Origin of the sequence: Edaphocola flava (assembly GCF_004118155.1) — a bacterium.
Taxonomy (GTDB): Bacteria; Bacteroidota; Bacteroidia; order Chitinophagales; family Chitinophagaceae; genus Edaphocola; species Edaphocola flava.
This window is the reverse complement of sequence record NZ_SAIQ01000003.1, coordinates 139,519-158,174: the sequence shown is the minus strand read 5'-3', so window position 1 is coordinate 158,174 and position 18,656 is coordinate 139,519. Positions and strand designations below refer to the sequence as shown.

Annotated in this window: 18 protein-coding genes; 5 read left to right on the top strand and 13 right to left on the bottom strand. The window is 43.4% G+C overall.

Going from position 1 to position 18,656, the window contains the following annotated elements; all coding sequences use genetic code 11:
* Nucleotide 1: 1 nt before the first annotated feature.
* Together EMP01_RS10265 and EMP01_RS10260 are read left to right on the top strand one after the other, a co-directional pair.
* A complete protein-coding gene (locus tag EMP01_RS10265) occupies nucleotides 2-361 on the top strand; it encodes an arsenate reductase family protein (RefSeq protein ID WP_129021431.1) in 360 nt (119 codons plus the stop codon).
* Nucleotides 362-371: 10 nt separating this feature from the next.
* Complete coding sequence (locus EMP01_RS10260; RefSeq protein ID WP_129021430.1) at nucleotides 372-881, top strand: hypothetical protein; 510 nt, start codon at nucleotides 372-374, stop codon at nucleotides 879-881.
* Between the two features lie 89 nt (nucleotides 882-970).
* Here the strand turns inward: EMP01_RS10260 and EMP01_RS10255 are convergent, their stop codons facing one another.
* Entirely contained in the window at nucleotides 971-2,038 is a 1,068-nt protein-coding gene (locus tag EMP01_RS10255; protein WP_129021429.1) for a 3-oxoacyl-ACP synthase III family protein, read from the bottom strand.
* A 289-nt stretch (nucleotides 2,039-2,327) separates the two neighbouring features.
* The gene (locus EMP01_RS10250) at nucleotides 2,328-4,052 is read right to left on the bottom strand and encodes an amidophosphoribosyltransferase (protein WP_237559518.1); all 1,725 of its coding nucleotides are present in this window, start codon (nucleotides 4,050-4,052) and stop codon (nucleotides 2,328-2,330) included.
* Nucleotides 4,053-4,293: 241 nt separating this feature from the next.
* Here EMP01_RS10250 and EMP01_RS10245 point away from each other — a divergent pair, with 241 nt between their 5' ends.
* Nucleotides 4,294-4,488 carry a hypothetical protein gene (locus EMP01_RS10245; protein WP_129021427.1) on the top strand — a complete coding sequence of 65 codons (195 nt, stop codon included), beginning with the start codon at nucleotides 4,294-4,296 and terminating at the stop codon, nucleotides 4,486-4,488.
* A gap of 275 nt (nucleotides 4,489-4,763) precedes the next feature.
* Here EMP01_RS10245 and EMP01_RS10240 read toward each other — a convergent pair whose 3' ends face one another.
* From EMP01_RS10240 to EMP01_RS10210, 7 genes are all read right to left on the bottom strand, one after another.
* A complete protein-coding gene (locus EMP01_RS10240) occupies nucleotides 4,764-5,483 on the bottom strand; it encodes a lysophospholipid acyltransferase family protein (protein WP_129021426.1) in 720 nt (239 codons plus the stop codon).
* Between the two features lie 84 nt (nucleotides 5,484-5,567).
* Nucleotides 5,568-6,038: a hypothetical protein gene (locus tag EMP01_RS10235; RefSeq protein ID WP_129021425.1), complete on the bottom strand. Its 471-nt coding sequence runs from the start codon at nucleotides 6,036-6,038 to the stop codon at nucleotides 5,568-5,570.
* Nucleotides 6,039-6,125: 87 nt separating this feature from the next.
* Nucleotides 6,126-9,023, bottom strand: a complete 2,898-nt coding sequence (locus EMP01_RS10230; protein WP_129021424.1) for a DUF5686 family protein — start codon at nucleotides 9,021-9,023, stop codon at nucleotides 6,126-6,128.
* Between the two features lie 10 nt (nucleotides 9,024-9,033).
* Nucleotides 9,034-9,636 carry a phosphatase PAP2 family protein gene (locus EMP01_RS10225; RefSeq protein WP_129021423.1) on the bottom strand — a complete coding sequence of 201 codons (603 nt, stop codon included), beginning with the start codon at nucleotides 9,634-9,636 and terminating at the stop codon, nucleotides 9,034-9,036.
* Between the two features lie 61 nt (nucleotides 9,637-9,697).
* Nucleotides 9,698-10,138 carry a hypothetical protein gene (locus tag EMP01_RS10220; protein WP_129021422.1) on the bottom strand — a complete coding sequence of 147 codons (441 nt, stop codon included), beginning with the start codon at nucleotides 10,136-10,138 and terminating at the stop codon, nucleotides 9,698-9,700.
* Nucleotides 10,139-10,166: 28 nt separating this feature from the next.
* The gene (locus tag EMP01_RS10215; RefSeq protein WP_129021421.1) at nucleotides 10,167-11,321 is read right to left on the bottom strand and encodes a glycosyltransferase; all 1,155 of its coding nucleotides are present in this window, start codon (nucleotides 11,319-11,321) and stop codon (nucleotides 10,167-10,169) included.
* 10 nt (nucleotides 11,322-11,331) lie between these two features.
* Entirely contained in the window at nucleotides 11,332-12,099 is a 768-nt protein-coding gene (locus tag EMP01_RS10210) for an alpha/beta fold hydrolase (protein WP_129021420.1), read from the bottom strand.
* Between the two features lie 142 nt (nucleotides 12,100-12,241).
* On the opposite strand from EMP01_RS10210, the gene ychF reads away from it, so the two are divergent.
* Entirely contained in the window at nucleotides 12,242-13,339 is a 1,098-nt protein-coding gene (gene ychF, locus EMP01_RS10205) for a redox-regulated ATPase YchF (protein ID WP_129021419.1), read from the top strand.
* A 513-nt stretch (nucleotides 13,340-13,852) separates the two neighbouring features.
* On the opposite strand, the gene EMP01_RS10200 is transcribed toward ychF, so the two are convergent.
* Nucleotides 13,853-15,862, bottom strand: a complete 2,010-nt coding sequence (locus EMP01_RS10200) for a T9SS type A sorting domain-containing protein (protein ID WP_129021418.1) — start codon at nucleotides 15,860-15,862, stop codon at nucleotides 13,853-13,855.
* 236 nt (nucleotides 15,863-16,098) lie between these two features.
* Here EMP01_RS10200 and EMP01_RS10195 point away from each other — a divergent pair, with 236 nt between their 5' ends.
* Complete coding sequence (locus EMP01_RS10195; RefSeq protein ID WP_129021417.1) at nucleotides 16,099-16,710, top strand: porin family protein; 612 nt, start codon at nucleotides 16,099-16,101, stop codon at nucleotides 16,708-16,710.
* A gap of 7 nt (nucleotides 16,711-16,717) precedes the next feature.
* On the opposite strand, the gene ruvX is transcribed toward EMP01_RS10195, so the two are convergent.
* From ruvX to EMP01_RS10180, 3 genes are read right to left on the bottom strand one after another with little or no spacing between them, the layout of a single operon-like run.
* Entirely contained in the window at nucleotides 16,718-17,128 is a 411-nt protein-coding gene (gene ruvX, locus EMP01_RS10190) for a Holliday junction resolvase RuvX (RefSeq protein WP_129021416.1), read from the bottom strand.
* Nucleotides 17,129-17,133: 5 nt separating this feature from the next.
* Entirely contained in the window at nucleotides 17,134-17,838 is a 705-nt protein-coding gene (locus EMP01_RS10185; protein ID WP_129021415.1) for a DUF5683 domain-containing protein, read from the bottom strand.
* Nucleotides 17,813-18,589, bottom strand: a complete 777-nt coding sequence (locus EMP01_RS10180; RefSeq protein WP_129021414.1) for a carboxypeptidase-like regulatory domain-containing protein — start codon at nucleotides 18,587-18,589, stop codon at nucleotides 17,813-17,815. Before EMP01_RS10180 ends, EMP01_RS10185 begins: the two co-directional genes overlap by 26 nt.
* Nucleotides 18,590-18,656 lie beyond the last annotated feature (67 nt).

The following is an 18,656-nucleotide window of genomic DNA, read 5'->3' as shown; positions in this document are numbered from 1 at the left end:
AATGATGACTTTATTACATAGAAATGAATGTTCCAAAAGCCGCTGTGCTTTGGATTATATGCAACACAGCACTGCTGAGTATACCATCCGTGATTATGTGGCCGATCCTTTGAGCAGAGCAGAACTGACTGAGCTGCTGCATAAGCTGGGTAAGGAAGCAAAGGATATTGTACGTACCGGAGATGACCTGTTTAAAGCACTGTATGGCGATATAGAACTGACAAGCGAGCAATGGCTGGAAGTGCTGGTCGAGCACCCTATCCTATTGGAGCGCCCTATCCTGATCGATGGCGATAAGGCCATCGTAGGCCGCCCGCCGGAGCTGGTCGAGGAATATGTAAAGGCTAAACAAGGTAAATAACCGGATTAGGATGGTAAAGAAATCTTATATCAATGAAGTTGTTTCCTTAAAAGTGAAAAACAGACGTACCCCTATATGCGGCGTGGTTCTGGAATATAACGATCACTGGACGTTGATGAAATCTAATCCGGTAGATTATGTTATTGACGGATATATGCTCATTAATAATAAAAAGGTGTCCGCTTTTCGACAAGATGAAGAGGAGCTATTCAAGCAAAATATAGTGCAACGTAAAGGAGTGTTATCCGGCACTTCTGGTCTAATGTTATCAGAAAATGAGACAGCACTCTTTTTCACTATTCAGAATACATATGGTCTGTTGCAGTTTGAGTTGAAGTCTGAAAAGATTTGTTATATCGGTAGCATAATAGATGTTCAATCGGAGCAGATTACAGTTCAATTAGTGGATAGCTATGCCCGGAAAACAGACACTATGGATATTCTGATCAATGAGATCGTGTCTGTACATTTTGATAATGATTATACCAATTCGCTGAAATTAGTTATGGATACGGAATAGTATTACGAATGTTTTGTACCTTCTGTAAACCATAAAGGATGAGCATAGGCTCATCCTTTATGGTTTACAGAAGTATTTATAGATCAGGATTACAACCTGTATACAATCGCATTAATATTCATCCCCGCCCCTACAGAGGCAAAAAGGATAATGTCTCCCTTAGACAGTGACTGGTCCTCCAGTTTGCCTTTCAGGATCAGGTCCAGCAATGTGGGTATCGTGGCTACACTGGAATTGCCCAGGGTTTGAATACTCATGGGCATAATACCCTCAGGTATTTCCATATCATATAATTTGTAAAAGCGCTGCAGAATGGCTTCATCCATCTTTTCATTGGCCTGGTGTATCAATACTTTGGTGACCTGTTCTATGGGAATACCACTCTGCTTCAGGCAGCTGGCCATAGCCACAGGTACATGCTGTAAGGCAAATTCGTATATTTTTCTTCCCTGCATTTTGATATAGCGGATATTGGGATCGCGCTCTTTATCATAAGAAGGGCCCAGGTTCAGATACCCTACTTCATCATAAGTAAAGCTGGCCGTCTCAAAAGCCAGTATGCCCCTTGGCTCATCCGTTTCCGGCATGAGTTCGATTACGGTCGCGCCCGCACCATCAGAATAGATCATCGAATCGCGGTCATTGTGGTCTACCACCCGCGATAGCGTTTCGGAACCAATCACCAGGCATTTACGGGCCATACCGGCCTTAATAAAAGCCTGTGCCTGTATGACCCCTTCTATCCAGCCCGGACAGCCAAAAATCACATCATAGGCCACACACTTCGGATTTTTAATGCGTAGCTGATGCTTAACCCTTGCGGCAATGCTGGGTACCAGATCTGTCTGTACGGTTTGGTTAATGACATTTCCGAAATTATGGGCTACAATAATATAGTCCAGCGTCTCCGGATCTATGCCGGAGTCTTTAACCGCCAGGTCTGCTGCAATAAAGGCAATATCAGAATTGGCCTGGTTTTCAGAAACATACTTTCTCTCCCGGATACCGGTTATATCAACAAATTTTCGGGTAATGATTGTATTGGAATGCGGGAACGGATTTCCATCTTCCATATAAAAGGAGTGGTCGGAAAAGTGCGCATTGGTAACGGTTTCTGTCGGTATAAAACAGCCGGTACCGGTAATTTCTATATTCATAACATACAAAGGCAACGGATCATATCAGGAATATTCCCTTCTTGCCTTACTCAAATGTATCCAATTATATTGTGGATACCATAAGGATACTGTTAAAACGTATCGTTAAGATGTAAGTCAATTGTCATTATTGCTGCTCATCATTCCAGCCGGAGCGGACATTGCCTTTACAACCAGTATTTTGTACATGCCCGACATCGCTTTGCTTTGCTGGAAATGATCTCAGGATTAAATAGCAATGGCTGAGCACCCGCTCAGCCATTGCTATTTATTGATAAACAGTCCGGGATTAATACCCTCTTCCTGTCTTACGTTCCATATAGTTCACGAATGCCTTGTTCGCTACGCGGTTACCACCTTTGGTTGGGTAGTTGCCGGTAAAGTACCAGTCACCGGTATTATGCGGACAAGATTTATGCAAGCCATCTACGGTTTGGTAAATGATATCTACCTGTGCCGTTACATGCTCCGGTTTCAGTAATTCAGCGATTTTATCGCTTACCTGCTGATCCGTAAAGCCTGCATAGATGCGTTGTACATAGTTTTCTTCCATCAGTTGCTCATCGGTAGCATTTTTGATCAGGTCATATACTTCCTGCATTACCGATTCTCTGCCCTGATCTTTCAACAGGTCAACAGCAGCCTGGAAGGCAATAAAATCGCCCATACGGCTCATGTCGATACCGTAACAATCCGGGTAACGGATCTGCGGTGCCGAGGAAACGATAATGATGCGTTTTGGCTTCAGGCGATCCAGCATGGTAATGATGCTCTGGCGTAAAGTAGTACCTCTTACAATACTGTCATCGATGACTACCAGGGTATCAACACCTTGCTTTACAGTTCCGTAAGTGATGTCATATACGTGCTGTACCATTTCGTCGCGGCTGCTGTCTTCGGTAATGAAGGTGCGCAGTTTCACATCTTTAATGGCTATTTTTTCAATCCTTACACGACGGTGTATCAGTTCTCTGATCTCCTCATCGCTCATGGTATCTTTATTCTTGATGATGCGCTCCACCTCTACATCTTTCAGCCAGGTTTCCAGACCTTTGATCAGACCATAGAAGGCGATCTCGGCCGTATTCGGAATGAAGGATACAATCGTGTTTTTCAGATCATGGTTGATCGCTTTCAGTACGTCAGCAGATAATGCCTCTCCTAAAGCGATACGCTCTTTGTAGATATCAGCATCGCTACCGCGGCTGAAATAAATACGTTCGAAGCTACAAGCGGTTTTAGGAGACTCTTCCAGGATACGGACATTATTGAAGGTGCCATCGGCATCTACAATCACGGCGTGACCCGGTTCTAATTCTTTAATATCCTCGATCTGCAGGTTGAAGGTGGTCTGAATAGCCGGTCTTTCAGAGGCTACTACGATCACTTCATCATCCTGGTAATAATATGCAGGTCTGATACCGTTTTTATCTCTCATCACGAAGCTGCTGCCGTTACCCACCAGACCGCCGCAAACAAAACCACCGTCAAATTTGCTGGTTGCCTGTTGCAGTACTCTTGCGATATTCGGGTTTTCCGGAGAAAGTGCTTCTTCCTGGCATAGGTAGTGATGAACGGTTTCGATCATCGCACCCAGGTCACTGGTGCGCTCTTCCTGTGTCGGGTGGCTGTCCAGTGCATTATACAATTCATCGGTATTCACCAGGTTAAAGTTACCTGCCATAGTCAGGTTTCTTGCCGGGTTAATGTCCGGTTTTACGAATGGGTGACAGAAGGCAACATTGTTACGGCCTTGCGTACCGTATCTCAGGTGACCCAGCATTGTTTCGCCCATGAAGCGCAGATAGCCTTTCAGCATACCCGGGTGTGTTTTCAGATCCGGATACATTTTTTCCAGCTCCTCCACCTCGTTATTCACCTGGTTGAAGATCTCTTTAATGGCTCCTGGTCCGGATACACGCAAACGGTGCATGTACTGGTAACCTGGCTCTACATTCAGTTTTAATGTAGCGATGCCGGCTCCGTCCTGACCGCGGTTGTGTTGTTTTTCCATTAAAAGGTACAGCTTGTTCAAGCCGTAAAATGCAGTACCATACTTTTTGAAGTAGTATGAAATAGGTTTGAGCAACCTAACATAAGCGAGACCACATTCGTGGTGAATTGCATCTGACATAGGTTTGCAAAGTTACAATTATTTCGATGTTTATACAATGAAAAATGTAATGCTTGCATAACCAGTATTTATACTATAATGATTTTAACATTTTTAAGCTAAATTGCTGCAAATTTACTTCTTGAGATACCTGATACTGTTAGCAGGATTGTGTTTGGGGCTAATGGCCTGCCATACCGATGATCAGTCTGCAGAGACTGTAGCTGCACCAAAAACCATCAACTATCACAGCAAAGAAATCGGCTGGACCATTACTGTACCCAAAGACTGGTTATTAACCAGCAGCTTAAGGGGTATTATTTTGGTGTCATCATGAGTTATAATGATAGCAAGACACATTAAGAAATGCTGCAAGCCTGGCAATCGTCTGATTTTCAGTAAATTAAAAAGGTAGTCACTGGTATAAAAATATACGGCAACTACCTTTTCTTAAACTAAAAACAAAACAAAAAAATATAAATACAATAAAACGGGGCATTAAATGTGCACTCCATAAAATTGAACATCTATTTGTAATACAAAATTACTTATTTTTCTTAAATGTGTGTATGTTAATTTGTCACATTTTTTTGACAAAAAATAAAATAAATTTTACTTATATTGCAAGATAGCCTTTTCCATGCTTTTGAAGGTGTCTTCCTTTAGCTGGTGCATATCTTTTCCATATTTGGCTGTATCAATTACCGGCAGAAATACAGTTCTGTTTATCCCCGGCTTCAATGACCAGAAGCTTTTATAATGCCATAACGACAATGCGTCTAAAAAGACAACCGGCAGTATAGGCGCCTGGGTTTCGATCGCCACCCGGAAGGCACCATCATAAAACGATTTAAGAGGTGCTCCTGTTTCATTAAACGTTCCTTCGGGGAAAATAAGTATACTTCCACCCTCATTTATAGTATCTTTTAACTTATGCACGCCGGCAAGTTTGCTTTTGCCGCTGGAGCGGTCTATTGTAACCGCCAGTTGTTTGTACAAAAAACCGAACAAGGGTATCTTTCCCAGCTCAAATTTGGCCAGCGGCCGCGCATAAAACGGCAATGTCCGGAACAGGATCGGTATATCCATGTAGGAAATATGATTGGCCACTACTATATATGGCCCTTTTTTTGCGTCCAGGGGGGCTTCGAATATCCTGCGGCTGCGGATTCCGATCAGGAAAAACCACTCTATACTCCAGAGCTGTACCAGCTTCCAGGTAGCCTTTCGGCCCCGCACGCCATCCAGGCTGAACAGAAGTATAAAAGGCAGGCGAATCAGGAAACCGATCACAAAAGTGAGCAGTGCATAAATGACATAGAGATAGCGCATGGTTCAAAGGCTGTGTTTACCTATATAAAAAGGGTATGAAGTGTTGTGCTTCATACCCTGCAATATACAATATAATTAAAAAGATTACATACCCGGCATCCATCCTCTGCCCAGCTCTCTGAAAGGCCATGGCACAGATGCCAGAATGATGATAAAGGAGATCAGGAAGAACCAGAATGATTTGGAGTATTTTTTCTGATCACTCAGTGTTGCTTTTTTGGTTTGTGCATAACCTATATGCACCAGGATCAGTGCGATCAGCATACCCAAGGTATGTTCCATTACGAAAAAACGGCTGATCTGGTCTTTCATCACCTCAGCCATACCCATTTCCTTGATACGCTTGATGCCGAAACCACCCATTACATACAACAAAAGGCCTACCACCAGCTGCAGATCCATAAAGATGAGGTAAAACAAACCTGGTCTCTGGTCTGATTTGGTATATGCTTTTCCGCCACTCATACCTGAAGCAGCTTTGAAAATAGCCCATAAACCTACGATCACAATAAGATAGCGTAAGAGGCTGTGTACATGTAATAGTCCTGTATTCATGATTTTTTGTTTTGGGCAAATATAAAACAAAAAGCTTCAGAAAGCCGATTTTGACAAGACTTTATGTGACAAAACTGTGACTATTTTCTAGTAGTCAAATCCGAAGCTGAAACGAATACCGGTAGGCGATACATTAGGCAGATCGGTATACGTAAATCGCTTTACGAAATCGATACGCAGTACCTGTAGTATATTCTCTACGCCCACACTCGCTTCTATATAAGGTAGTGTGCCCAAGCTGTTGACAATAGGTCTGCCATTGGCATCTGCGGGGAACAGTAATAATGATTTGTTGTACTGGGGCAGGTTATCATTACGTATGCCACCGTACAATGCTTTGAAACAAAATACTTCTCTGAGCTTGAGTTTATTGACCAGTGGTATACGGTTCAGTACGAAGCCTTTCATATGATAGTCAACAATAAGTCCCACATATTTATCACTGGCAAATTCCATAAAGTTCATCAGGTTGTACGCGCCTACGCTGAAACGGTAAGTCTGGTTGGCCTGCGGTATAAACAGCAATGGATAAGGTACAGTGCCCCAGAGGTAACCGGCATTCAGGGTGATGCGCGCCTCTCCAAGTGGTGCCAGGAAAAATGTTTTAGTCAGATTGGCATCTAGTCTCTGGTAAGGTATCGTTTGCGCACCATATCCCTCATTAAAGCCCATTGTGGCCTTCATCGAAAGGGCCAATGCCCCGTTGCTCATATAGCCGCGGTAACGTTTGTTCTGGTAGAACTTCTCATTGGGAGACCAGCGCCAGTTGAGGCTGAACTCATTGGTGTTGATATTGCGCACAGTATCCATCTGGTCAGAGGCCCGGGCAAAGTACAGGTTTCCTGCTGCTTCCTGCTGCCAGTTATTATAACCGAGGGTAAAGGTCATATGGTTGTGCAACTCTTTTGTGTATTGTGCAGTAAAAAGCTTGTTATAGATCCAGCGGTTGCCATCGCCGCGCTTGGCAATGTCTGCAACTTTCTCCTGGGTGGCAAAGCCTAATGCCTGCCCTGGTGCCCGTACATCACTCTGGTAGCTGAGTTTGATATAGTTTGAAGGGAAGCCATAAATATACTTTTTAGCAAGGGAATAGCTGCCGCCGATATAATACTTAAATCGCTCATCGCGTGTACCATATGCTGCATAACCTTCTACCAGGAAGCGTTGCCATTTTTTAATATTGGTTCGGGCACCTACCCTGAACTTATGACCTTCTAACTGGTTGTAGGTATAGAGATCATAGAGACTACCGACTTCTACAGCACCCAGGTTCTTATAGCCACTGGCCAGTACATAGCCCCACTCCATCATATTCTTGTAGGCCTTTAGGGTAATAAGGCTATCCACATTACGGTAAGCTTTTTCTTCATGATACGTAAGCGGTTCCGGGCGGTTATCGTCCCAGAATACATTGTCGCGCTTCAGCGTGGTATCACCGAAATATTCTAAGGACTGCTGCTTTTCTTTAAATACCGTATCCGGAATGGATACATTGGCCTGGTAATCGCTGCGCCGTATATTACGTACCCCTACAGCACCCCGCTTAGAATTGAACAGCCCGAAGTTGACAAAGTAATTGCTTTCTGTCTGCCAGTACTTACCATTAGAAGCCTGCTTTTCAAATCCTAAATTTATGCGCAGATCATTGGTCCAGTTCAGGTTTATCCCTTTAGGAATGCCCATCTGTATTTTCGTCACCGCATAGTCCGGATCCAGGGTCACAAATATCCTGCCCATAAAACAAAAATCTTTTTTATTTCGGGGCTCAAACTCAAGCTGCACAACCTTATGGCCATCTACAATAGTGGTATCTACAATGTAGTATTTATACAGTTGCGGTGCCGCAGGAGCAATCGGGCTGAGAAAGAAATTATTCAGCACCCTGATCTTATTATCATAAATATCTACCTGGTCGTACAAGCGGTCCAGGAAGGAGGAAATGTTATTGCTTTCTATCAGTCCGGAGCCAAAGCGCATGCGCTTTTCAGAGGTCATGACCGTCGCTTTTTTCTGCCGGGATTTACTCCAGTAATTGTCTGCAATATTTTCGGTGACGAACAGGGGCAACAGTTTGCGCCCTTTCATCATTGTAGTATCTTCATTCTGGAACAGGAATCGAAACTTACGGAAGAAAAAGTTGCGTTTGATCGACCGCGGCAGATTACTGGCATACAAGACCATCTTGTCGTAAGAAACAAACTTTGCATCCTCATCATTCAGCATACGGTTCTGTTCTTTATGATCAATCACCTGCCTGATGAGCATTACAGCCGGGTTGTTTTTATTGCGATAGCGACCTTTTCTCCTAGCCAGTACCATTACCTCTCCCAGCTCCTTTTCTATAGGTTTCAGGTATATTTTCAGATCTGTAGTACCTGCAGCAACTATGGTATCTAATTCTTCATAACCCAGGGCAGATATATGCAGGGACTGTTTGTCGCCATTGAAGAGGATTTCGAAATGACCGCTGTCATCACTTAAGGCCCCCTCCTCTTCTTCCTTCAGAAATATAGCTACGCCGGGCATAGCTTCTGTTTTGTCCCGACCATATATGTAGCCGGCTATCTTACCCACTGTTCCGGTAAAGGTACTAGTGTCATTTCCCTGGCCTTTCAGCGAATCGACATGAAGCATTTTAGGTGCTTTGCGGTCATCCACAAAAATGCCTTCCTCTTTTTCTGCATATAGCATAATGGTCAGCATCAGGTCTGCCTCTTCCCGTAAGGGAACAATAGACTGTGTATAACCGGGTGCCAGTACCAATAGTTGACGGGCTGCTGACTGGGTAGACAAGATAAAGCCACCGAGACTATCTGTACGGGCAGTGTCCTGCTCGTATATAACCATAGCGCCAGCCAACGGTGTTTTTTCTTTTTCGGAAATAACCTTACCAATAATCACTTTCTGCGCATACAACACCGTAGTGGAGCATACACAGAACAGGGCCATTATGGCAAATAGGATATGGTGTAAGGATTTTGTCAATGAAAATGATTTATGAAGCTATTGCTTTTTGAAAAGTCTTACGAACCGTGGGCAGTTTTACTTTTCGGTTAAATAGTGTTGCAAAAAGGTAACCAATGCCTGTACCTATTATTGCCCCGCAGGTAATGTCGAGGGGATAATGAATACCCACATATACCTGCCCGTATGCAATGGAGAATGCCCACAGGAACAAAACCCCGATCCATTTACCGGTATGCTCCTTAAGTGTGAAGAATATAAATGTTGCAATGCAGAAATGGTTTACCGCATGAGAAGAAGTAAAGCTGTAGCTGCCACTGCAGTATCCCAGCAATCTGCGCACCTGGCCTTCCAGTAAAGGCTCATTACAGGGGCGTACCCTTGCTACCAGTGGCTTGATCAGATGGCTGCTGAGCTGATCGCTGCATAAGATCATAAGGCCAACTGTAATCAACCAGGGCCATACCCTGATGCCGAAACGGTAGAACAACAGTACAATAATTACTATATAAAGAGGAACCCAGGTCTTGGCGTCGCGCCATACTGGCATAATGACATCTGTAAAATGGCTGATCCATTCTGTATTTATTTTCAAAAATAAAGACCTGTCTAATTCCAATAGTGTTGCTATCATACCCGGTTGTGTGCTGCGTAATGTTGTGTTACTGTATTATCCCAGAGGTGCTGTTTGTATGCTAATAAGCAATGATATCCTCTGCAGCCTGCTGTTGCTGGGGTTGCACCGGTGTATTGCTTACCTCTACTTTATCTACTATATATTGTCCTCTCTTCTCATTCATATTGGTATAGGTCTCTCCACGCCAGGGCAGACTCTTTCGGTATTGATTATAATGGATGATCACATTTTTACCGATGTTCTGTTCCATAGTGGCAACGACCTTTGGATCTTCTACACTAAAGTAGAAGTATTGTGCCTGAAAGTTGCCTCCTACCCTTCCGAATCCGGACATGAGGATTTCTCCCTCATAGGTTTTAAAGACATTTCCTTTACGGGAAAACTTCTGTAATACACCTTCCCGCTGTCCGTCACTGAAACGGTTAATGTAGAACCAGTATATATATCCGCCTATACCTACTATGAGCAGCAGGGACAGGATGCCGATGATTTTACGCATATTTTTTATAGTTTTTCAAAGTGTACATTTATTGCACGGTTCTCCCTTTCCAGGAATATGTACCAAATTTACCTAAAAATCCCGCAATAATGATATACAAGATGTGCAATGGTTGTAAAAATATAAAAAATATTAATTCGCTTTTCTTACGGTAAAACCGGGCCACGGGAAAAAGAAAAAAGAGTTCTGCCAATACTTTGATAACCAGTGCCGAAATCAGCACCGGAAAATATAAAGGCCATATAAATGAAATGATAGCAGTACACAGCAGGCTGCAATTGAACAGGTATACCACCAGCAGGATCAGGGTCATCTTAAACTGGGGGTAGCTATCGGCCTTGGATGCCCAGCGGATGCGCTGATTGATAAACGAAGCAAAGTCAGGCTGAACAGGGGTTTCGACTATCGCATGATGTTCAAAAAGGTAACGTATACTGTCGGGAAATCGGCGCTGAATCTTCTGCATCAGCATCATATCATCACCTGATGCCTTATGGTCAATATCCCTGTAGCCATCAACTGCTTCAAAGGCTTGTCTGGAAAAGAGCATATTGGCTCCGTTACACATATTGCCCAGATTCAGTTTATTGGACGCCACAGTGATGCCCTGCATGGTCATAAAATCCAGGCTCTGGAAATAATACAGCCAGGAATCGTTTTGCTGATATGGGGTGAAAGATACCGGCGCAGCCACAAAGTGCACTCCCTGTTCTGCTACGGCCGAGGCAAATAAGTTTAGCCATTGCGAAGGCAGTATACAATCCGCATCTGTAGTGATGATATAGTCGCCTGTTGATTGCTGGATAGCGATCTCCAGGGCTTTCTTTTTGTATGCATTGATCCGTTCTTCCGCACTGAGATGGTCTTTCAGTCGCAGTACACGATGCGGCGGTAGCAACAATTGTTTTGCTATATTCGCAGTATCGTCAGTAGAAAAATCATCGATCAGGATAATTTCGTACCGGTCACCGGGATAGTTATTGTTGAGTATAGATTGCAGGCAGGCTGCAATATTATTGGCCTCGTTCCGTGCCGGTATAATGATAGAAAAAAATGGGTATTCATTAATATACCCTTCTGATACAGCAGTGGTTTGTCTTTCCTGACTGAAACCATAGCGGTATAACAGCATCAGTACAACATACAATATGCAAAGGGTACAGAACGCTAAAGTGTAGATCATCTTCTGTAGATTATGCCTTTTGTATAAATGCCTCAAACAGTTGCTGCTGGCTGCTGTCAGGATGTATCTGTACGACGTCCAGTTTCTTTGCAAAGGTCAATGCCCGTTTCTGTGGTACAGCCGAGATATGCAGTTGCACCTGTACCCCATGCTTTTTGAGCTGCCACCTTACCTTATCCGGTTCCGGAATAATGTCTTTGGTAAAAGCCCATAATTGCGCTGTAGCCGTATCTTTTTCAGTCTGATGCAGCTCTTCCTGCATATAGGCCACATTGTCCTTCTTTACCAGTTTTATGGAAGATAAAGCATTCAGGATGGAGATGGCGCGTTTGGGATTAGCCGCAAAAAAGCGATATAATCCTTTGCCCGGTACCGATCTTGTATGGGCACTGTACCAGGGTAAATGGTATAAACCTTCCGGGTCGAAGAGCCAGAGGGCATTAATCCATTCGCAGCGTTGTTCTGCCAGTGTAAGGGCAAACCTACCGCCACTGCCGCAGGCCAGTATATCCAGTTTGTCAGCGTTGAATTCCAGTTTGAATCGCTCGGTAATCGTCACCAGGGCTGTTTTATCCATCGGGCTTTTCCATTGAGACTGTCCATGTCCCGGCAGGTCGAAGGAGATAATGGTATAGCGCCCGCCCAACTGCGCGGCCAGTGGCTTGACAAAGGACTGGTCCTGCCCTTTATCATGAAATGCCAGTAATAAAGCTGGGCCATTGCCGTATCGGGCAAAGTGAAGTATATTATCTTGATAGGATATCTTTCCGGACTGCATGGTTCAAATACGGTATTGAAGCTGATTCGGGGCAAAGATAAGGTATCAGGGAAAATATTTGACCGGAACACAGGAAGATAAGCCCTGGTCATTCGGGTATTGATAAAATATCAGTACATTTGCAAAAATTTTTTCAACAACAATGGCTTTACAGGCAGGAATTGTAGGATTGCCCAACGTAGGTAAATCCACCTTATTTAACGCAGTAAGTAACAGTGCTAAAGCACAAGCTTCTAACTATAGATTCTGTACTATCGAACCCAATGTGGGCCTGGTAGATGTACCCGATGAGCGCCTGGATGCACTGGCTAAGATTGTGCAGCCGCAGCGTATACTGCCTACCGCAATCGAATTTGTGGATATTGCAGGTTTGGTTAAAGGTGCTTCCAAAGGGGAAGGACTGGGTAATAAATTCTTAGGTAACATCCGTGAGGTAGATGCGATCGCACACGTGATCCGTTGCTTCGAGGATGAAAACATCCTGCGTGAAGAAGGGATGATCAACCCGGTTAGCGATAAAGAAATTATTGATACAGAGCTGCAACTGGCCGATCTGGCCAGCGTGGAAAAGAAAATAGCCCGTGTAGAGAAAATGGTTAAGGCTGATCCTAAGCAAAAGTTAGTACTGGATGTACTGATGGCTTGTAAAGGTCACCTGGAGCAAGGCAAGAACATTCGCGGACTGAAACTGGAAGGTGAAGACAAAGAGGCTATCGCTGATATCTTCCTGCTGACAGCCAAGCCGGTACTGTATGTTGCAAACGTTGACGAAGCGTCTATGCATACAGGTAATAAGTATTCTGAAGCGCTGAAGAAAGTTGCGGAAGAAGAAGGTGCACAGATCATTGTTATGTGTAATAATATCGAAGCACAGATTTCTGAAATGGAAGATCCGGATGATAAAGCGTTGTTCCTGGAGGAATACAGCCTTACAGAGCCAGGTCTGAACCGCCTGATCCGTGCAGCTTATACCCTGCTTGACCTGATCACTTATTTCACTGCAGGTGTGCAGGAGGTACGTGCCTGGACGATCCTCAAAGGATGGAAAGCCCCTCAGGCAGCCAGTGTGATTCACACAGACTTCGAAAAAGGATTTATTAAAGCTGAGGTAATCGCTTATAATGACTATATCGAACTGGGTGGCGAAGCCGGATGTAAAGAGAAAGGTAAACTGCGTATTGAAGGTAAAGAATATATCGTACAGGACGGTGATGTAATGCACTTCCGTTTCAACGTATAATTATAAAAGTATACCATTAAATAACAAAGGCAGCCGGAAGGCTGCCTTTGTTATTTAAGTTAAATTGATTATCCGCTTACAGGAAACAAAGATTTGCCTGTTTCCTTGCGTTACTTTCTATTGCTACCTTTTGCCTTGATGCAAAAGGTAGCACCAAAAAATCAAGGCTGTATAAATCACTGGCTAAAAATCAATGTGTCGGTCGGTCGCAAACCAGAACGCTACGCTCAGACAGTGGTTTCCGACTTTATCGACCGAGCCAATGATTTTCTTGACGCCGGATTTATAAGGCCATTTTGAGCGATCTGTTCTGTATGGATCGCTTATTGTTTTCATCAAGGCATCAACCTCGTCATTTTGAGCGAAACGAAGTGTAGTCGAAAAATCTCCTTTCACTTCGCAATACAAAAATGATATATTTCCGGTAAATATTCATTCACTTCATTCAAGCATAAAAGCAGCTCCGAAGAGCTGCTTTTATGCTATGTAAGATGATGTATGTTATGCTTGTTATTAACGCACTACTGCTTTTACAGTACCGAAACCTTTCTGACCCATTACCTGGATTACATACATGCCAGTAGATAAGTTCAGATCTGTCAGGGATACTCTGTTGCTGCCGGCCTGTGCATTATGGTTGTGCACGGCTACTCTGCGGCCCATCATATCGAATACGCTGATCTCCAGTTTATCACTGTTTTTCATATCGATATTCAGTTCGATGGTATTGTAGGTTGGCATACCTAAAACCTGCAGGTCTACAGATGCACCTTTTACAGTATTGATGCCGGTTGTTTTATTCTCAACTTTAATATCATCATAAGTCAGCTCATAAGCACCTGTGGTACCACACTCGTAAGTAAAGGCCAGGTAGAAAGGTGTATTTTTATATGCAGTCAGGTTGATGTCTTTTACCTGAGACCATACATTGGAATCCGGAGCAGAAGCCAGTGCCGGTACGGTTAAGGTTGTCCAGGTTGCAGCAGCAGGATCACCACCACCAGTATAGTTTGTAGAGATTTTAATAGTACGGGTTACGGAACCACCGAAACGTCTTTTCTGCCAGAAACTCAGCGTAGGATTAGTCATTGCAGCAAAATCAAACTTACGGGAAGAGATCAGCCAGTCACTGTTTGCTTCAGAAGCGGTAGCAGAAGAACCACCGTTGATGTATACTGCATTGGTATCGTTATGGCCAAAGTTGGAACAGTTCCATACTTTAGTACCGGTTGCATTGTAACGACCGAATACACCGATTGCAGTGCTGATACAGTTAGCAAAATTCTCATTTAAGCTGGTATAGTGTGCTGTATCTCTTGTAGTGAATGTCCAGGATACAGTATCATTACCACCCGCACTGTTTGTAGCTACATTAGCATCCAGTTTGATGATATATGAAGTTGCAGGCTCTAAAGTAATTGGGGTAAACTTCGCTCTGTTACCGCTGATAGTTGCACTGCTGCCTGCAAATGTAGCTACAGGAGCTGTCTGACCATTCTTGTATAATTTTACATTACCCGCACCGCCGGTAATATTAGCAGAGAAGGTAACGCTGATAGAATCTGTATTAGGATCTACATTGGCACCATAAGGGATTCTGTAAGTTACGGTTGGTACAGAAGGTGTAGTATCTACGGTATGGAATGTCCAGGCTGCAGTACCGCTCACCGGGCTGTTACCCGCACCATTGTATGTAAATGTATTGGTATCTACGGTTACATAATAAGCGGTATTATTTTGTAATGTAACCGGGCTGAATTTAGCTTTGTTACCGGAAATAGTAGCATTTGCACCGGTAAAGGTTGCTACTGGTGTACTCTGCCCTACTTTGTACAGTTTAACACTACCCGTACTTGCCGTAATCGCATTCGAGAAGGTTGCTGTCAGAGAATCTGTAGCCAGCGGTACATTAGCGCCGATTGGCGTCTGGTTGGTCAGGTATAAAGCTGCCGGGTTTGTCGCATAATTGGTCAGTACGAGGCTGTCCAGGTTCATACGTTTTGTATTGGCTGTACCTGCGGTGAAACCGTGTCCCCATACGCGTATTCTCGCTGTAGGCTGGTTCAGTGTATGCATATACGTTTGTACGTTTGCCGTTGGTACGATCGTATCCAGGGTGTTCCAGGTATTACCATCCGGGCTCCATTGTACTAACCATTGGATCTCGCCTTCTGTAGTACTTGTACCATATCTTCTGTATACAAACGAAACCTGTCCGATACCGCCAGGCTTATTGTTTTTCATTTGTATTTTGGAAGTTGCCGTATTTGAGGTACTGTTAGTTGTTCCCGCCATACGAACCGATACATTACCCAGCTTATAATCTGCAGTCGAGTTACCCGCAAGCGAACCTGTGAATATCCACTCAACACCGTTCAGGGTAATGGTATCAGTACCATAGGTGTTCTTCGTCAGTGTTTCAAAATTCTCGGAATAAGTCTGGGCATTTGCTGTCATTCCCACACCAGCCAGTAATACCGTACAGGCCAGTTTATTTACGAATTTGTGAAAAAATGTGCTCATAAATTACTGTTTTATTTTATTTGAGACAAAAGTAATTAATAAGCTGATCGCTAGGCCTGTATTGACTTTTCTTAAAAATTAGATAACATTCAGGTAATATTTAGATAATGTGTTAATTCTGTTTTTTGCTAATTGATAACTCAATTTTAAGATTGAATATCCTATATTTGTCTAAAGGGAGTGGTGTCACTTTTGTGTATCTGCTGCTTATTTCTAAAACATTAAACAAAGACAAAATGAAAAAAATCACATTTACCTTAGCGGCCCTGGTGGGCCTTGCTTTTGCTAACCAGGCAAATGCACAGTTACAAAAAGGAACATTTTTAGTTGGAGGCCAGTTAGGGAACCTGAATTTCGGTTTGGGAAGCTCTAATAGCGTAAGCCTGAGTTTATCTCCTAAAGTGGGTTACTTTATCCAGAACAACCTGGCGGTTGGTGTTGAAGTGCCTATCGGATTTACTGCAATTAAGGGTATAGACCCGATTTTTAATTACGGTATCGGCGCATTCGGTCGTTATTACTTTGCACCGAAAGAATTTAATATTGATAATGTCCTGAACAAAGGCCGCTTCTTTGGTGAAGTGGGTGTCGGCATTGCTGGTCAGACAGATGTTGAGGTTGGTTTTAACCTCAGAGTAGGTGCAGGGTATGCCTATTTCCTGACGCCAAATGTGGCCCTGGAAACAATGGTAAGATACCAGGGTACTTATGGTACCGGTAATACTTCCGGTCTGGATATAAACCTGGGATTCCAGATTCACCTGCCGTCTAAAAAAATCAAATCTGAATACTACCAAATCAGAGAGGAAGCTGGTTCACGCAAATCCTCAAAACAATCTGAAGAATAGGGAAGGTTTACTGATGATCCAGGTAACCCTGAAGAATAATTTTGGCGCTGATCTCATCGATCAGCGCTTTGTTTTGCCTGTCTTTTTTCTTCAGGCCGCTGTCGATCATGGCCTGAAAGGCCATTTTAGAGGTAAAGCGCTCATCACACAAAATGGTTTTCTTATCCGGGAATAGCTTTTGTAACTGCTGGTAGAACTTGTCTACTTTAGCGGTAATATCTGTATCGGTACCATCCAGGTTTTTAGGATAGCCCAGCAATATAGTATCTACTTCATGTTCTGCGAATAACTGCTTCAGGTTCCAGACCAGTTTTTCTGTATCTATAGTACCGACACCATTAGCAATCATATTTAACGGATCGCTGATGGCTAAGCCGGTTCTTTTCTTTCCGTAATCTATAGCAATAATTCTTGGCATGTAATTTATTTAAGGAGAAAGGCTACTCCTACGCCAGGGCTAAGGCCCCAGGGAGTAGGTTGAAACGATGGCTTTATGCGAAAAGCAATATCGTTCGAAATATCAAAGTTTTTCAAATGGGCAAATACATTGGCATCCATAATCTGTAGCCCATAACCAACAGCACCGATCAGTACAGTCATATCCAGGTATTTTTTATAATAATCCCGTTCATTCTTGATCCGCACATCATCATATAACCCTACATACTTATCGGTATAGACATTGTTCAGGCGATTGGCGTAGATCAGACGGAACTGGTTATAGTTCTTCAGGTTGTCCTGGAAGAAGTACACACCCACGCCCAGCAGACCGTATACAACAGGAAGTTTCCAGTACTGTTTATTGTTTAATTGTCCCAATCCTGGAAACAGCATAGAATACAATGCTGATCTTTTAGGGATGATTACCGAATCTTTCCAGGAAAAAACGCCATGTCTTTTCGTTTCCGGAAGCACAACAATTGCACTGCTATCCGTGGTTTGCGGCATTACCTTTAGTCCGGAAACCGTATCAGGTGTAGTGGTACTTAAAGTCTCCTGTGCTGATGTCTGCGAACTGCTGCAGGCACAGGTAATAATGATCAGCAGGAAAAAGCACCAGGATACTACCCTGTTGCGGGAGCTCCTGCGAAGAATAGTATGCTTATCGCTCGCTGTTATATGGTTCATATGGTTTTTCTTCTGGTTTGGTAAACTCTTGTCTGGCACTGCGTTCACGGAATTCACGTACAGAGTTTTTAATGTAGGTATAATATTCGTACTCATTCATATTGCGGATGAATACATAAGGAGGTCTGTATAAGCGTTTGTACAGCTCCAGGCTATCGCTGCTTAACTGGGTCAGTTGTACAATCAGGCGGTCATTGAAAACATAATCGATAAATTTGCTGCGCTCCCAGTATTCATAATTCTGCTGGAACTTCCAGATCATACGGTTACGTTTACTCAGCGCATCGAAGGGATGTTGTATGATATCCAGGCCGGTTAGTTTATAATGATCCAGTGCCTGCTGGTACAGTTCCCGTCTTTTAATGCTGTCTATCTTTGCTTCTGCAAAATAATCTCTGCGCAGGAATTGCTCATCAATGATCGTATTGCTTTCATTCAGCTGAATGTTATAATAAGCTGCCAGGTTATCCGACTTTACATTTACAGTAGCTACATCATAACCCGCTACGCGAAACTCTACAAGTTGTCCTTTAAATACTTCAATATTGAACTTACCTGCAGCATCGGTAATCACTTCTTTGCCGGTATGTACATTTACAATGCTGACGCCATCTATAGGCTGGTTAGACATACGATCCACCACGATACCGTTCATTTTTCCGGCAAATGATGGGACAATACTCCATAAACAGCAGAACAGAAAAGCAAGTGTGCCAAATAAATATTTGACAGTAGAATTACGTTTACTCAAAGCAGGGTTATTAAAATTCACGGTAAAGATACGGATTCAATGGCTTTATTATCAAGCAACAAGGCTG

What these genes read in the sequence shown, in the direction of transcription:
- EMP01_RS10215 (WP_129021421.1), bottom strand. Translation starts at nt 11,321, where the DNA reads ATGATCTACACTTTAGCGTTCTGTACCCTTTGCATATTGTATGTTGTA.
- EMP01_RS10240 (WP_129021426.1), bottom strand. Translation starts at nt 5,483, where the DNA reads ATGCGCTATCTCTATGTCATTTATGCACTGCTCACTTTTGTGATCGGT.
- EMP01_RS10185 (WP_129021415.1), bottom strand. Translation starts at nt 17,838, where the DNA reads ATGAACCATATAACAGCGAGCGATAAGCATACTATTCTTCGCAGGAGC.
- ruvX (WP_129021416.1), bottom strand. Translation starts at nt 17,128, where the DNA reads ATGCCAAGAATTATTGCTATAGATTACGGAAAGAAAAGAACCGGCTTA.
- EMP01_RS10210 (WP_129021420.1), bottom strand. Translation starts at nt 12,099, where the DNA reads ATGCAGTCCGGAAAGATATCCTATCAAGATAATATACTTCACTTTGCC.
- EMP01_RS10225 (WP_129021423.1), bottom strand. Translation starts at nt 9,636, where the DNA reads ATGATAGCAACACTATTGGAATTAGACAGGTCTTTATTTTTGAAAATA.
- EMP01_RS10195 (WP_129021417.1), top strand. Translation starts at nt 16,099, where the DNA reads ATGAAAAAAATCACATTTACCTTAGCGGCCCTGGTGGGCCTTGCTTTT.
- EMP01_RS10200 (WP_129021418.1), bottom strand. Translation starts at nt 15,862, where the DNA reads ATGAGCACATTTTTTCACAAATTCGTAAATAAACTGGCCTGTACGGTA.
- EMP01_RS10265 (WP_129021431.1), top strand. Translation starts at nt 2, where the DNA reads ATGATGACTTTATTACATAGAAATGAATGTTCCAAAAGCCGCTGTGCT.
- EMP01_RS10220 (WP_129021422.1), bottom strand. Translation starts at nt 10,138, where the DNA reads ATGCGTAAAATCATCGGCATCCTGTCCCTGCTGCTCATAGTAGGTATA.
- ychF (WP_129021419.1), top strand. Translation starts at nt 12,242, where the DNA reads ATGGCTTTACAGGCAGGAATTGTAGGATTGCCCAACGTAGGTAAATCC.
- EMP01_RS10260 (WP_129021430.1), top strand. Translation starts at nt 372, where the DNA reads ATGGTAAAGAAATCTTATATCAATGAAGTTGTTTCCTTAAAAGTGAAA.
- EMP01_RS10255 (WP_129021429.1), bottom strand. Translation starts at nt 2,038, where the DNA reads ATGAATATAGAAATTACCGGTACCGGCTGTTTTATACCGACAGAAACC.
- EMP01_RS10235 (WP_129021425.1), bottom strand. Translation starts at nt 6,038, where the DNA reads ATGAATACAGGACTATTACATGTACACAGCCTCTTACGCTATCTTATT.
- EMP01_RS10250 (WP_237559518.1), bottom strand. Translation starts at nt 4,052, where the DNA reads ATGGAAAAACAACACAACCGCGGTCAGGACGGAGCCGGCATCGCTACA.